We start from the raw sequence: 14676 nt of genomic DNA on the forward strand, positions 1-14676 counted from the left end.
AAAAATGAATTTTTTACTGAATATCAAGTGCTTATATATCAACAAAGTTGTTAACAAAACAAGAGTTTTTTGTTAAGATTTTGATGTGTTTTTAAAAAAGAAGTTTATCTTTTATTTATTTAAAAGTTTTTTAGCTAGTTCTTTACCTAATTCAACTCCAAATTGATCATAACTATAGATATTCCATAAAATGCCTTGAGTAAAGATTTTATGTTCGTAAAGAGCAATTAATTTACCTAATGAATTTGGTGTGAGTTTATCAAAAAGAATAGCATTGCTTGGTCTGTTTCCTTCAAAAACTTTAAAAGGTAGTAATTGGTTTATTTTATCTTGATTACCAGAAACTTTTAATTCTAGATGAACTTCTTCTTTTGTTTTACCAAAGGCCAAAGCATCCATTTGCCCATAATAATTTGCCATTAATTTTTTATGGTGATCTGTTAAACCATGAAGGGATTCTTTATACCCAATAAAATCTGCTGGAATTAATTTAGTTCCTTGATGTACTAATTGCATAAAAGCGTGTTGCATATTTGTACCTGTACTACCCCAAACGATTGTGCCTGTTTGATAATCTATTTTATGCCCATTTCTATCTACACCTTTCCCATTACTTTCCATAATTGCTTGTTGTAAATAAGAAGGAAGTTTAGACAGGTATTGGGAATAAGGTAAAACTGCTTCTGTTTCTGCTTGGTAAAAATTATTATACCAAATGCTAATTAAAGCTAAAACTACAGGAATATTATTTTCGAAATCTTCATTTCTAAAATGAATGTCCATTTCTTCAGCACCTTCTAATAGTGCTTTGTAGTTGTCAAACCCAACAGATAGAGAAATTGATAAACCAACTGCAGACCATAAAGAAAAACGACCACCAACCCAATTCCACATTGGGAAAACATTGTTTTTATCAATACCAAAACTATCTACTGCTTCTAAATTTGTAGAAACTGCAACAAAATGTTTTGGAATATCAAAAATAGTTGCCGATTTTAAAAACCAATTTTTAATAGTTTCTGCATTAGAAATGGTTTCTTGAGTAGTGAATGTTTTTGAAACGATTACAAATAATGTAGTTTCTGGATTTAAGTTTCTGATGACTTCAGAAACATGATCACCATCAACATTAGAAACGAAATGTGTATTTAGTTGATTTTTATAGAATTTTAAAGATTCTACAACCATATCAGGGCCAAGATCTGAACCTCCAATTCCAATATTTACGACGTCAGTAATCGATTTTCCTGTATAGCCTTTCCATTTACCAGAGATAACTTTATTACTAAAGCTTTTTATTTTTCTTAATGCTTTTTGAATCTTTGGTTTTATATCCTTACCATCAATTAAAATAGAATCATCAGTAGAACTTCTCAATGCTGTATGAAGCACAGCTCTGCCTTCAGTAACATTAATTATTTCTCCTGAAAATTGACTTTCAATAGCCTCTTTTAGTCCTACTTCTTTGGCCAAGTTTACTAATAAACTGATTGTTTCTTTGGTAATTCTATGTTTAGAAAAATCAACTAATAAATCATTAAACTGAATCGAAAAATCTTCTTTTCTTTTAGATTCTTTACACAAATCTTTAATGTTAATATCTTTAATTTCATTAAAATGATTTGATAGTTCTTGCCAAGATTTAGTAGTAGTAGGGTTGATGTTTTGTAAAGCCATTGTTAATTTTTTGCAATAGTTTCAGAAATTTCTTCTGGTTCTTCTATGGGTATTTGATTATAATCTAATTGATATTTTAGAGTTTTTATAAATTCAAAATATTTGGGTTTAACACTTTTTTTCATCGGTTTTGCTGCTGGTAACTTTTCTCTTAATGGATCTACTTGCTTTCCATATTTCCAGAAACGATAGCAAACATGGGGTCCACTTGTATTACCAGTCATTCCAACAGTACCTATTATATCTCCTTGTTTCACATAATCTCCTCGTTTTACTTTTCGCCTTTTCATGTGCAAGTATTGTGTAGAATATGTGTTATTATGTTTAATTTTCACATAGTTTCCATTGCCTCCTCTTCTTTTAGATTCAGTAACTGTTCCACTTGCAGTAGCAATAATAGGAGTACCAACTCTGGCAGCAAAATCAGTACCTTTATGGGGTCTTATTCTATTGCCATAGAAAGCAATTCTTCTTCTTAAATTATATCTCGAAGATATTCTATATTGAAATTTTATGGGCGATTTTAAAAATTGACTACGAAGCATATTTGCTTCTTCATCATAATATTCAGGAATATTTAAAATTGAATCTGCTACATATCTGAAAGCATATAGATTCTTTCCTTTATGTTTAAATACGGCTGATTTAATTTTTCCATAACCTGCAAAAGTACTATCGTCTATATATTTTTCTTCATATATTAATTTAAAAGAATCTCCTTTTTGAAGTTTGTAAAAATCTAATGTCCATGCATAAATATCAGCAACATTAAAAGTTAAGTTTGGTTTTAACCCTAAACTATCCATAGAAAAAGTGAAGTTTGTATTTACAATACCTTCTACTTTTTTTTCGATAATTTTAATAGGTTTTTTATAGCGTTTTGCCTTTATTATAGAATCTTTAAAATCTAAAATTGTGGCATTAATTTTATCATGTTTATAAATAAAAACTTGTGCTTTTTCAATAGAATCTTTACTGGCTAAAATTGTATATGGCTTACCAGCTCTAACTCTTCTAACATCAAAAGTATCTTTTACAATAGAAGCAATTTGATTAATTTTAGGATACATAACATGATGTCTGTCTAAAATTACACCAAAACTTTCTCCACTTTTAATAGTATCTTGAATTATTTTGTAATTGTCTAAATTATATCCAAATCTAATTTCTGGCTTTTTTTCTTCTATTTTTTGTGGTAAAGATTGGTTTTTATTTTCCTTTTTACATGAAGAAAATGATAGAATTAATACCAATAAAATTAGTGCTTTTTTCAATGAAGTTATGCTAATTTGAATCAATCTCAAAAGTACAAATAAAATTGATTTATTTTAACCCTAAAAACAGAAGTTAATAAAACGGTTTCGTTAAAATTATCTAAAGTTTCTGAAAAGTATTTGCTAGCCCTTTATAAGCTTCTAATTCAGCTCGTAAAGAACCAACTGCTAATGAAGCTTTCATCTTTATAGGTATTTTATTTGCATCATCTGTAATCCAAATAGTAACGCTTTCTTGAGCTTTAAAAACTCTACCAGATTGAACTATAGGTCTAAATAATAACGTTCTTACTTTACCAAATTTAGTTTTTAAAGTTTCTTTGCCTAAAAAACGAAGTTTAAAAGGGTATGTTTGAGCATCAATAAACATGTCTAGTTTTATTTCATCTCCTTTTTTTAATTTTGAAACATCTTGGTTTCTTAAATAGTAAAATGAAGAAAGCATGTCTTGTATATTACCAATAGTAATTGAGGTATCTTTTTGTTGAGTAAAATCTTGAACGTAAGCTGTTTTATATTTATGATTAAAACTAGTTATTCTGTGTTTTTTATAACCACCTTCATTTATTTTTCTTTTGAATAAATAAGGTTTTAGAGTTTCTTTATCAAAGAAAGACTCGTACAAATCGTCAACTTCAAAAAACCATTTTATCATACCAGATGTCCAACCTGTTCCTTTGGTATAAAAAACTTTTTTACCTTGATATTCTTTTTCGTGAACTTCTAATATTGCTGAACCAGCCCTTAAAAAACCACTGTAACTCATTTTATACCTTAACCATTCTCCGTTTTGAAATGCAGGTTTTTTCTCTTGACAAATTAATGAAGATGAGAATATTATTAATAAATAGAAGAGATACTTTTTCATAAAAAATCAAACTTATGAAAAACGAATGACAATTACTGTTCCAAAAGTAAAAAAAGCGATAAACTAAATTTTTATTGGTAATTTTTTAACTTTTTTAATGTTAAAAAGTTCCCCAGTTTTTTAACTCTTCTTCAGTCCATAGATAAGGATAAAAGATTCGTCGTTGGTATTTTGGATGCATATATTTTCGCCAATTACTACCTCCTGTTGCTTTTAAGTCAGAATCATCTCCTCCAATATATTTAGCTGCAGCATTATAATGAGCCATAACCCATTTTACATTTACAGTATAATCATAATGACGCATTGCTTTTATTAATTCTGGATTTTCTTGTACTTCTTTTGGTAATTGTTTAAATTTTAAAGAAAGGTTGATATCATTATAATCTTCCATAAAATCGATAAAATCTCCCATATATTTTTTCTCGAAAAGATTTAATAAGGTAGATTTCTGACCTGTCGTGTAATTTTTTCCTGCTGCTTGCCAATACAAATGATTATAGGCATTTTTAAATGAAGAATTTCTATCAATAGTTTCTCTATAACGTGCATCTATTAAATTGATTAATTCTGTGGAGGCAAACTCAATTTTTCGATACTGTGCTGACTGAAAACCACTTGCAGGTGTTAAGGTGTTTCTAAATTTTAAATATTGTTTTTTTTCCATACCATCTGCCATTACTGAAAACGAACTGCAAAGCATATCAAAATATCTGCTTATTCTGCCCAAATGCATTGAAAACTTATCAGCAGAGATTTCTGTAGATTTTGCTACTTGATCTATTTCCCATAAAATCATTTTAAACAACAATTCGTTTACTTGATGATACATGATAAATACCATTTCATCTGGTTGTGTTGTTCTTGGTGTTTGCAAACCTAAAAGTGCATCAGTTTGAATATAATCCCAATACGTGATTGGTGTGCTATGCAACAAACCCTCTAGCATCGCATCTACTGGAACACCTAGTTTTTCGTACTTTTCTTCTATGGCTTTTAGAATTTCTTCTCTTTTCATTTTTTGGTTGATGTATCAGTTTCGTGTAACCGTCAGTTACGGGTTTAAAGTTACTGTTTTTTGATTAAGTACTGACGCTCGCAATTCAAAGTGAATTTGGATATAGTCGAATCCGCCGTAATTGCGGTTATACATTTTTACCTACCGTTATTATTTATTTTTTCAATCCAATTTTCTACAAATTCCTCTTTTAGTGAGTCTTTATCTCGTTCAGGGTAAATCTGCGGATAAATATGTTTGAAAGTAAATCTATTTTGTTCTTCAGTTCTAAATTCTTGGAAATTACCATTTTTAGTTTGACTATACATTATAAATTCTGTAGTATCAATCATCTGTTCATTTCTACCATAAAAAGTTTTACTTAAAAAATCAATTTTTGAATCTTGATTGAAATCATACAATTCAAATTCAAAACCCGTTCGAAATCTTCCAAAATAACTTTCCCTTTTTGTTTTCAAGTCATAAATCAATTGATAATTTGAACTGCAACCTAATCCAGTACAAGGTTCATTGGTAAGTACAAAACCCAGAAGAGAATCAGATTCGTAATATTTGATTTGTCTTACGTTATTTGCAAAATTGACGCTGTCAACACTTTTCCCCCAATTATAATTCAGAGTAACTTTTTTTGACGTATTTATTTCAGTTCCATTAATTATAATTTCGAGCGCGTTATCTTTCTCCGACCAATTGATTTCATTATCAGCGAGTTTAATAGTAGATTTTTTATTCGTGTTATATGGATTATTAAAAATCAGAGTTGGTTCATACTTTTTAGATTCAAGATATTCAGAAATTATAGCTCCGTATTTGACTTTTTTTGTCAAATCAATTTTAGGTTTAGTTTTATTCTCTTTGGTACAATTAAAAATCAAAATCAGTATGAATGTTAATTTAATTATGGATTTCATCTAATGGTAAGTAACAATGAATATACAAAGATAAAACAGTTTTGCTGAATAGATAAAACCTTTCAGTCTTTAAAAAAACTGAAAGGTTTGTTCAATATTTGATAGATACCTGCAAGTTTTTAAAAGCCTTGAAGAATATACTGCTAACTGCTACTAAAAAACTGCCAACTTTTTACAACGTTCCTCTTTTCGCTTGTTCTCTTTCTATAGATTCAAATAATGCTTTAAAGTTGCCTGCTCCAAAACCTTTTGCTCCCATTCTTTGAATGATTTCAAAAAACAAAGTTGGTCTGTCTTCTACTGGTTTTGTAAAAATTTGCAGTAAATATCCTTCTTCATCAGCATCTATCATAATTCCTAGTGCTTTTAATTTTTCGATATCTTCTTTTAATTCGTGGCTATGTTCTTCTAATCTTCCTGGAACTGCTCTGTAATATTCTTCTGGTGGAATTGATAAAAATTCTACTCCATTAGAACGCAATTGAGAAACTGTTTTTATAATATCGTCTGTAGCTACTGCAATATGTTGCACTCCTGCACCTTCGTAAAAATCTAAATATTCTTCAATTTGTGAACGCTTTTTTCCTTCTGCAGGTTCGTTTATTGGGAATTTGATTCGTCCATTTCCATTAGACATTACTTTACTCATTAATGCTGAATATTCTGTATGAATTTGTTTATCATCAAAAGATAAAAAGTTTTCAAAACCCATAACATCCTCATACCATTTTACCCAAATATCCATTTGATTCCAACCTACATTACCCACCATATGATCTATATATTTTAATCCTGCTGTTGGCGGATTATAATCTGACTCCCATTTTTGAAATCCTGGTAAAAAAGCACCATTGTAGTTTTTACGCTCTACAAACATATGTACAGTTTCTCCATAAGTATAGATTCCTGCTCTAACCACTTCACCAAACTCGTCTTTTTCTACTGTTGGTTCCATATAAGATTTTGCTCCTCTTGAGGTTGTTTCTTTATACGCTTTTCTTGCATCTTCTACCCAAAGTGCAATAACTTTTACACCATCTCCATGTTTAACAATATGATCATTTATTGGTGATTTACTGTTTAATGGAGTGGTTAACATCAACTTAATTTTGTCTTGTGTTAACACATAACTTACTGAATCTTTTGCACCAGTTTCTAATCCACGATATGCGTGCGATTGAAATCCGAAAGCTGTTTTGTAGAAATGGGCTGCTTGTTTTGCATTACCTACATAAAATTCTACATAATCTGTACCTAATAATGGAAGGAAATCTTGTGCTCCTTCAAATATTTTTTCTAAACCGTAATTTACTGATTTTATTTCTTTTTTACTCATTTCTTGCTATATAGAAGAAAGAAAAGAGAGTCAAGAATAAAGACTTTTTATAGCTTGTTTTGAAAGCCCATTGTCATCTTTTGAAATTCTTGAATCTTAAATTCAATCTTTGTTAATTGTTCTTTATTTATATAATTTCTTTTAAATGCAATAGTTAATTGTGTTTCGAGTTCGAAAGAAGAACCTAAAGCAATATCAATAAAATGAGAAAAAGATTTATCTGACCTAGATGAACCTTCTGCTATGTTACTTGGAATAGAAACAGAACATCTACTAATTTGAGAAATTAATCCAAATCTTTCATCTTTTGGAAACTTTTCAATTAAAGAATAAACATCATCTACAATTTCAATTCCAATTTGTCAAATTTTCAAATTCTTGTAGTTATGTCTTTTTCTCTTCTCCAATCTCTTTATTATGTCTTATTTTCTCTCTTTTCTTGCTTCTTGATTCTTTTTTCTGTCTACTCAAGCCACGATTTATAATATTCTTCATCGGCAATTTTCATTGCTTCTTCTGTAACTTGTAAAGGCTTAAAAGTATCTACCATAACTGCTAACTCTTCAGTTTTTGTGTGCCCAATACTTCTCTCTGTTGCTCCTGGATGTGGCCCATGAGGAATTCCTGCTGGATGCAAAGAAATATGCCCTTGGTCTATATCGTTTCTGCTCATAAAATCGCCATCTACGTAATACAAAACCTCATCAGAATCAATATTACTGTGATTGTATGGTGCAGGAATTGAATTCGGATGATAATCGTACAAACGAGGCACAAAACTGCAAATTACAAAGGCATTGGTTTCGAAAGTTTGATGCACAGGTGGTGGTTGATGAATACGACCTGTAATGGGTTCGAAATCATGAATGGAAAATGCATACGGAAAATTGTATCCATCATAACCTACCACATCAAAAGGATGTGAAGCGTATGTCATTTCAATAATTTCTCCTTGCTTTTTTACTTTGATTAAAAAATCTCCCAACTCATTATAAGTTTCTAATTCTTGTGGTCTTCTTAAATCTCGTTCACAAAATGGTGAATGTTCTAATAATTGACCAAACCAATTTCTATAACGTTTTGGTGTATAAACAGGCGAATACGATTCTACAATAAACAATCTGTTATTGTCATCATCAAAATCTAATTTGTAAATAATTCCACGTGGAATTACTAAATAATCTCCGTATTTAAAATCGATGTTTCCTAAATGCGTTCTTAATTTCCCTGTTCCTTTGTGGATAAAAATTACTTCATCTGCATCTGTGTTTTTATAAAAGTATTCTTTTGTAGATTGTTTTGGTGCTGCTAAAATGATATTACAGTCAGAATTTGTTAGTACTATTTTTCTACTTTGTAAATAATCATTTTCTGGTTTTACTTGAAAACCTTTGAAACGATAAGATTGAATATTATTAGCTTTGGCAATTTTTGGTTTTACTGAATATTGTTTCCCAATTTTTTTGACCATAGTTGGTCTGTGCTCGTGATAACTGTTGGTAGACATTCCGTCGAAACCAATAGTACCAAATAATTGTTCGTAATACAAACTGCCATCTTTTTTACGAAATTGTGTGTGTCTTTTTGGTGGAATTTCTCCTAATTTATGATAAAAAGGCATAATTTTATTAATTTGTCAATTCTGTAAAAACAGAAATCTTGTTAATAATTGTTCTTTTCTAAATTGAGACTCCTGCCTACGCAGGAATGACAGAACGAAGCCTCATTCTGGATTACGCTTTATTAGAAATTTAAGATGCGAAAGTAAGTCTAAAAACATTTCAATCGATTTCGTAGTTTACACAAAGATACAAAAAGAGCAGGAGATTTATTAATTTGATTTTAAAGCATGAAAAAACCGAAACAATTTTGTTTCGGTTTTATAGTTTTAATGAGAATCTGAATTATTCTGTTGGTAATCTTTCGTCTATCATTTTTAATGGCATATCTCCCATTAATTCAAAAACATCCAAAATACTTCTTACAGTATCTTCTTCCTCAACTTGCTCGTTTACAAACCATTGTAAAAAAACTTCCGATGCAAAATCATCAACATTTCTTGCTTGCTTAAAGCATTTATAAATAGATTGTGTAACGTGAATTTCTTGGTCTAAAGATTTTTCATAGATTTCTCTTAAACCTTCAAAATCGTTATTTACTTCTGGAATTGCTGGAGAAATTGCTGCTCCACCTGCATCATTTACAAAGTTGAAAATCTTCATTCCATGCTCTCTTTCTTCTTCAGCTTGTTTGTAAAAAAAAGCTTTGCTATTTAGTAACTCTCTTTGATCACACCAAGAAGCCATTGCTAAATAAGAGGCAGACGCATGCATTTCTAATGCTATTTGTTCATTTAAAACATCCATAACTTCTGGATGAATTGTCATTTGTCTTCTTATTGCTGTTTTCATAATTATAAATATATATTATACAAAAATACATCAATTAAAGGTTATATCTATGGCTGAAAAGAAATTTAAAGATAATCTAAATAAAAGAGGATTCGTTATAGTACTATTAGAGATAACTATAAAAGCAAAGTGAAATTTCTTCTTTTAAGTCTAGTAATTTTGGAACTTCTAGAAACACAAGATCTTTTCTATCTGCAATGAATAACAACACAAAATTTTCATTTTGAATAATATTTTCTAAATTTTCTGCAGTAGTAAGCTCATTTATTTTATTTCGTAATTGTAATAATTGAGGAAAAGAGAGTTTCATTTTTTTGTCATCAATAGTTAATTGATAATTACAAAATGTAACTTTTTGTAATTGAATATTAAATTGTATGTCTGCAAAAACACTCACGTTGCAAAAGTAAGTATTTATTTAGAATAAATAAAAATAAAATATTTGATTTTATAAAAAATCGCTAAATGGTGTGAATGTAAAAATAAATATCAAAATGAAAACAAATACTTTTACCCAAGTTGACGTTGTTTTTTCTGGGATTACAAAGTTTATTGATTGTGAATTTGATTGTAATAAAATATCTCTTGATTGGTAAATTGGATTTTGTAATTCGCTTTTTAGTTGATTACTTTTTAGGATTCTGTTGTAGTAAAAAAGTAGAATTGAGATTATTACAAATGAACCTAAACCAAACATTAATAAATCATAAGCAGATAAGGATCTGTCAAAAAAAGGATAATGTGGAAGAATATTTTGTGGTATCATAGTTTAATTTTTATCTAAAATACATAAATTATTTTGATGAATGGATTGCTTCGTAAACTCGCAATGACATATGTAAGTTACTCAATCTTTTTAATAACCGCTTTTGGTGCTTCTTTTTTTGTTCCATCAAAACCTTCTACACCACCAACTGTAGTATATTTCATCACATATTTTTTATCAGGATGAATGCGTTTGTAAGCACTTTGGCACATTAAAGTTGCTTCGTGAAAACCACATAAAATTAGTTTTAATTTTCCTGGATAGGTGTTTACATCACCAATAGCATAAATTCCTGGAATGTTGGTTTGATAATCTAAAGCGTTGTTTACTTTAATCGCATTTTTTTCAATCTCTAATCCCCAGTTTGCAATTGGCCCTAGTTTAGGTGATAAACCAAAAAGTGGAATAAAATGATCTGTTTTAATTGTAAAAGGGTCTTCACCTTTTTTTACTACTGAAACACCTTCTACTTTATCAGTACCTATAATTCCTTTTACTTCTGCTGGAGTGATTAAAGTTATTTTTTCAGCATCTTTTAATTCCTGAACTTTATCAACAGAATCTAAAGCGCCTCTAAATTCGTTTCTTCTATGAATTAAGGTTACAGATGACGCTATATCTGTTAAGAAAATAGACCAATCTAAAGCAGAATCTCCACCACCAGAAATGACAACTTTTTTATTCCTGTAAAATTCTGGATTGCGAATAATATATTCTACACCTTTGTCTTCAAAATTGGCAATGTTTGTAATTGGTGGTTTTCTTGGTTCAAAAGAACCTAAACCTCCTGCAATAGCCACAATTGGAGCTTGATGCTTTGTGCCTTTATTGGTTGTAACAATGAATGTTCCATCCTCCTGTTTTTCTATAGTATCAGCTCTTTCTCCCAAGGTAAAACCAGGTTCAAATTGTTTAATTTGTTCCATCAGTTTATCTGTTAAATCGCCAGCTAAAATTTCTGGATAGGCAGGAATATCGTAAATCGGTTTCTTTGGATAAATTTCAGAACATTGGCCACCTGCTTGTGGTAAGGCATCTATTAAATGACAACGTAATTTTAATAAACCTGCCTCAAAAACGGTAAATAATCCTGTTGGTCCTGCACCAATAATTAAGATGTCTGTAGTAATCATTTTTATATTTTTTAAAACCTCACAAGTTTTTATGCTTGTGAGGTTTTTTTATGTTGATGAGTGCGTTAAGGATTGAAGCATTTGTTTGAGCTCTTTTTTACTTTTTTCAAGTAAAAAAAGCGAGTGCTGAAAGCCTGACTTTAATGCAGCTTGCTTGCTGCATAAAGTAACGCCCAAAATAGTGTTTATTTAAGCAACATTAATAACCTCCTCTATTTGCGGTGCGTACTTTTTAATGGTAGCTTCTACTCCATTTTTTAAGGTCATTTGGTTTACAGAACAACCCGTACACGCACCTTCTAATTGCACTTTTACAATATCATTTTCGATAGAAAGTAATTTGATGTTACCACCATCGCTCATTAAAAAAGGACGAATTTCGTCTAAAGCTTTTTCAACATTATTTAAAGTTTCTTCTGTTGTCATAATTTACTTTTTTTACTGCACTACATCCACTCATTGTTGTAATTCTAACAACTTCAGTAGGTGGTAAGTTTGCATTTCTTTTTAATAATTGGGCTACCATTTCTTTGGTAATATCTTCAAAAGCTTTCTCCAAAACAGTTCCATTTTGTAAAGCTACTGGATGCCCAACATCTCCTGCTTCACGAATGCTTTGTACTAATGGTATTTCTCCTAAAAATTTGGTATCGATATCTTGTGCTAAATTTTTAGCACCATCTTGTCCAAAAATATAATATTTATTATTTGGCAATTCTTCTGGTGTAAAGTACGCCATATTTTCAACTATTCCTAAAACTGGCACTTTTATGCTGTCTTGTTGAAACATTGCTACTCCTTTTTTGGCATCTGCCAATGCAATGTTTTGAGGAGTTGAAACTACAACTGCACCATTAATTGGTAATGCTTGTACTATTGATAAATGCACATCTCCAGTACCTGGAGGTAAATCTATTAATAGGAAATCTAATTCTCCCCAAGCTCCGTCAAAAATTAACTGTTTTAAAGCTTTACTAGCCATTGGTCCACGCCAAATTACAGCTTGATCTGGGTTTGTGAAAAAACCTAAAGACAATAATTTTACACCATAATTTTCGATTGGTTTCATTTTAGAACGCCCATCTACATTTACAGAAAGTGGTTTTTCTTTTGCAACATCAAACATAATATGTTGCGATGGCCCATAAATATCGGCATCTAAAACACCTACACTAAAGCCCATTTTTGCCAAAGAAACCGCCAAGTTAGAGGTTACTGTAGATTTACCTACACCACCTTTACCAGAAGCTACTGCAATAATATTTTTAATATTCGGAATTTCTTTACCGCGAATTAAGTTCGGATCTTCTTTTGGAGCAGGTTTCTCTACTTTTAAGTTGATTTTTACCTCAATATTTTCATCAACATTGGTCTTGATGGCTTTGGTAATTTCTGCTTCAATTTTCTTTTTGGCTTGTAATGTTGGGTTACTAATAGTAACGTCTACATTAACTTCGTTGCCAAAAATGACTACATTTTTAACATTATTATTTTCAATTAAACTTTTGCCTTCTCCTGGTGCAGTAATTGTTTCTAATGCTTGGTATATATCTTGTTTTTTAAAACTCATATTTAGTCTTTAAACTCTAGATTTTAGACGTTAGATTACTAAATCTCTAAACCTTATTTTTATTTAATCTACATTGCAAAGATACAGCTTACAAGTTATAAAATAAACCTAAAAAATTGTGTTTGTTTATGGTTTGATAGTTCAGTATTATAGTTGAAAAAATGATATTCTTGAAGGTAAAATGTGTGATTATTTGTAAATTTTTCAAAAATTAGGAAATAATTGAATAAATTGTATATTTGTAATTATTTGTAAATTTTTCAAAAATTAGGAAATATTTTGAATTATGATTGAGAAAGCGCCAGAAATTGATATCGAAAGAGAGTTTGTAGGTTTAGATTATGCTTATTTGAATGATATTTTATATACAGGGCAGGAAGTAATCACAAAAATAGAAGAAGAATATCTTTATTGGGATAAAATAAAATACCTTAATCATAAAAATATAGATGATTTCAAAAGAGCAGTAAAGAGTAAAATTCTTGACAAATTTATGAATAACGAATTACTTTGGATAGCCACTAAAGCATCCAGAAAATTCACTAGAATAAGGAAATATTTATTTAGTTCAAATCAAAATTATATAAGATACTACTACAATGAAAATAATTATCTACGACAAAAACTTCATTATTTAGATTTTAACTTTGGAGCAGGTTTACAAAAAGAACAACTTTTATCAGAATTAGAAAAACAACAATATTTAAAGAATGCGTTGATGGAAGAAGCTTTTTTTTCATCAAAAATTGAAGGTGCAACAACAACACGTATAAAAGCGAAAGAAATGTTGCGTAAAAATAAAAAGCCCAAAACGCATTCTGAACAGATGATATTGAATAATTATAAAACGATTCAATTTATTAGTGAACAGAAAGACGAAGATATTTCAACTGAAAAATTATTTGAACTACATAAACTAGTTACCGAAAATACTTTAGAAAATGAATTTGTAGGTGGTTTTAGAACTAACAATGAAATTAACGTTGTCAATGAAATTACAGGAGAAATAGTACACACTCCTCCAAATTTTGAAGAACTTGAAGGTTTAATGGATTCTTTTGTAGAGTTTTTTAATAATAATCCAAAAGAAGATTTTATTCATCCTATAGTAAAAGCAAGTATTTTACATTTTTTGATTGGCTATATTCATCCTTTTGTAGATGGAAATGGACGAACTGCAAGAGCTATTTTTTATTGGTATTTATTAAAAAATGGGTATTGGTTAACGGAATATTTATCCATTTCTAGAGTAATTATGCAAACAAAAGTACAATATGAAAAAGCTTACATCTATACTGAAATTGATGATATGGATGTTACTTATTTTATTCATTATCAAGTAAAAGTATTATTAAAAGCTTTTGAAGACTTAAAGAAATATGTTGCAAAAAAGAAAAAAGAAGAGGTAAAACTTTTAAAATTTTTGCAACAGCCAGAAATTAATGAGAGACAGGCAGAAATATTGTACAAATTAGAAAAAAACGCTACAAAATCTTTTACAGTAAAAGAGATTGAAAATACGTACGCTGTAACCAATCAAACTGCAAGAACTGATATTGAAGAATTGGTAGAAAGAGGTTTTTTAAAGAAAGTTGCGATCAATAAAAAAAGTTATAATTATTGGAAAGGAGATACATTTGATGAAACTTTTTTGTAAAGATTGATGAGATACTGAAAAGACCTTTCGACTGCGCTCAAGGTGACAAACAGAA

Annotated in this window: 15 protein-coding genes; 1 reads left to right on the forward strand and 14 read right to left on the reverse strand. The window is 29.7% G+C overall.

Annotation, left to right across the window (positions count from 1 at the left end):
• Positions 1–111: 111 nt before the first annotated feature.
• The 14 genes from pgi to BTO18_RS13875 form a co-directional block, all read right to left on the reverse strand.
• Complete coding sequence (gene pgi, locus BTO18_RS13810) at positions 112–1677, reverse strand: glucose-6-phosphate isomerase (protein WP_105016783.1); 1566 nt, start codon at positions 1675–1677, stop codon at positions 112–114.
• A 2-nt stretch (positions 1678–1679) separates the two neighbouring features.
• Positions 1680–2951, reverse strand: a complete 1272-nt coding sequence (locus BTO18_RS13815) for a peptidoglycan DD-metalloendopeptidase family protein (protein ID WP_105016784.1) — start codon at positions 2949–2951, stop codon at positions 1680–1682.
• A gap of 100 nt (positions 2952–3051) precedes the next feature.
• The gene (locus BTO18_RS13820; RefSeq protein WP_105016785.1) at positions 3052–3819 is read right to left on the reverse strand and encodes a DUF3108 domain-containing protein; all 768 of its coding nucleotides are present in this window, start codon (positions 3817–3819) and stop codon (positions 3052–3054) included.
• A gap of 100 nt (positions 3820–3919) precedes the next feature.
• Positions 3920–4837: a tryptophan 2,3-dioxygenase family protein gene (locus tag BTO18_RS13825; RefSeq protein WP_105016786.1), complete on the reverse strand. Its 918-nt coding sequence runs from the start codon at positions 4835–4837 to the stop codon at positions 3920–3922.
• Between the two features lie 137 nt (positions 4838–4974).
• Positions 4975–5748: a hypothetical protein gene (locus BTO18_RS13830; protein WP_105016787.1), complete on the reverse strand. Its 774-nt coding sequence runs from the start codon at positions 5746–5748 to the stop codon at positions 4975–4977.
• Positions 5749–5920: 172 nt separating this feature from the next.
• Positions 5921–7084, reverse strand: a complete 1164-nt coding sequence (hppD, locus tag BTO18_RS13835; RefSeq protein WP_105016788.1) for a 4-hydroxyphenylpyruvate dioxygenase — start codon at positions 7082–7084, stop codon at positions 5921–5923.
• A 47-nt stretch (positions 7085–7131) separates the two neighbouring features.
• The gene (locus tag BTO18_RS13840) at positions 7132–7443 is read right to left on the reverse strand and encodes a four helix bundle protein (protein WP_105017592.1); all 312 of its coding nucleotides are present in this window, start codon (positions 7441–7443) and stop codon (positions 7132–7134) included.
• Between the two features lie 104 nt (positions 7444–7547).
• Positions 7548–8705 (reverse strand): homogentisate 1,2-dioxygenase, encoded by a 1158-nt coding sequence (locus BTO18_RS13845; protein ID WP_105016789.1) that lies wholly within the window; start codon positions 8703–8705, stop codon positions 7548–7550.
• 283 nt (positions 8706–8988) lie between these two features.
• The gene (locus tag BTO18_RS13850) at positions 8989–9495 is read right to left on the reverse strand and encodes a ferritin (RefSeq protein WP_105016790.1); all 507 of its coding nucleotides are present in this window, start codon (positions 9493–9495) and stop codon (positions 8989–8991) included.
• Between the two features lie 106 nt (positions 9496–9601).
• Complete coding sequence (locus tag BTO18_RS13855) at positions 9602–9805, reverse strand: hypothetical protein (protein WP_226789049.1); 204 nt, start codon at positions 9803–9805, stop codon at positions 9602–9604.
• Positions 9806–9943: 138 nt separating this feature from the next.
• Positions 9944–10261 carry a hypothetical protein gene (locus BTO18_RS13860; RefSeq protein ID WP_105016792.1) on the reverse strand — a complete coding sequence of 106 codons (318 nt, stop codon included), beginning with the start codon at positions 10259–10261 and terminating at the stop codon, positions 9944–9946.
• A gap of 77 nt (positions 10262–10338) precedes the next feature.
• Positions 10339–11394 (reverse strand): NAD(P)/FAD-dependent oxidoreductase, encoded by a 1056-nt coding sequence (locus BTO18_RS13865; RefSeq protein ID WP_105016793.1) that lies wholly within the window; start codon positions 11392–11394, stop codon positions 10339–10341.
• Positions 11395–11583: 189 nt separating this feature from the next.
• The gene (locus BTO18_RS13870; RefSeq protein ID WP_105016794.1) at positions 11584–11820 is read right to left on the reverse strand and encodes a NifU family protein; all 237 of its coding nucleotides are present in this window, start codon (positions 11818–11820) and stop codon (positions 11584–11586) included.
• Positions 11795–12964, reverse strand: a complete 1170-nt coding sequence (locus BTO18_RS13875; RefSeq protein WP_105016795.1) for an Mrp/NBP35 family ATP-binding protein — start codon at positions 12962–12964, stop codon at positions 11795–11797. The genes BTO18_RS13870 and BTO18_RS13875 overlap by 26 nt, the downstream gene beginning before the upstream one ends.
• Positions 12965–13250: 286 nt before the next feature.
• On the opposite strand from BTO18_RS13875, the gene BTO18_RS13880 reads away from it, so the two are divergent.
• Positions 13251–14621 (forward strand): Fic family protein, encoded by a 1371-nt coding sequence (locus BTO18_RS13880; protein WP_105016796.1) that lies wholly within the window; start codon positions 13251–13253, stop codon positions 14619–14621.
• The last annotated feature ends 55 nt before the right edge of the window (positions 14622–14676 follow it).

The organism is Polaribacter porphyrae (genome assembly GCF_002954685.1).
Classification (GTDB): Bacteria; Bacteroidota; Bacteroidia; order Flavobacteriales; family Flavobacteriaceae; genus Polaribacter; species Polaribacter porphyrae.

What these genes read in the sequence shown, in the direction of transcription:
- BTO18_RS13880 (WP_105016796.1), top strand. Translation starts at nt 13,251, where the DNA reads ATGATTGAGAAAGCGCCAGAAATTGATATCGAAAGAGAGTTTGTAGGT.
- BTO18_RS13845 (WP_105016789.1), bottom strand. Translation starts at nt 8,705, where the DNA reads ATGCCTTTTTATCATAAATTAGGAGAAATTCCACCAAAAAGACACACA.
- BTO18_RS13825 (WP_105016786.1), bottom strand. Translation starts at nt 4,837, where the DNA reads ATGAAAAGAGAAGAAATTCTAAAAGCCATAGAAGAAAAGTACGAAAAA.
- BTO18_RS13820 (WP_105016785.1), bottom strand. Translation starts at nt 3,819, where the DNA reads ATGAAAAAGTATCTCTTCTATTTATTAATAATATTCTCATCTTCATTA.
- BTO18_RS13850 (WP_105016790.1), bottom strand. Translation starts at nt 9,495, where the DNA reads ATGAAAACAGCAATAAGAAGACAAATGACAATTCATCCAGAAGTTATG.
- pgi (WP_105016783.1), bottom strand. Translation starts at nt 1,677, where the DNA reads ATGGCTTTACAAAACATCAACCCTACTACTACTAAATCTTGGCAAGAA.
- hppD (WP_105016788.1), bottom strand. Translation starts at nt 7,084, where the DNA reads ATGAGTAAAAAAGAAATAAAATCAGTAAATTACGGTTTAGAAAAAATA.
- BTO18_RS13865 (WP_105016793.1), bottom strand. Translation starts at nt 11,394, where the DNA reads ATGATTACTACAGACATCTTAATTATTGGTGCAGGACCAACAGGATTA.
- BTO18_RS13860 (WP_105016792.1), bottom strand. Translation starts at nt 10,261, where the DNA reads ATGATACCACAAAATATTCTTCCACATTATCCTTTTTTTGACAGATCC.
- BTO18_RS13855 (WP_226789049.1), bottom strand. Translation starts at nt 9,805, where the DNA reads ATGAAACTCTCTTTTCCTCAATTATTACAATTACGAAATAAAATAAAT.
- BTO18_RS13830 (WP_105016787.1), bottom strand. Translation starts at nt 5,748, where the DNA reads ATGAAATCCATAATTAAATTAACATTCATACTGATTTTGATTTTTAAT.
- BTO18_RS13875 (WP_105016795.1), bottom strand. Translation starts at nt 12,964, where the DNA reads ATGAGTTTTAAAAAACAAGATATATACCAAGCATTAGAAACAATTACT.
- BTO18_RS13870 (WP_105016794.1), bottom strand. Translation starts at nt 11,820, where the DNA reads ATGACAACAGAAGAAACTTTAAATAATGTTGAAAAAGCTTTAGACGAA.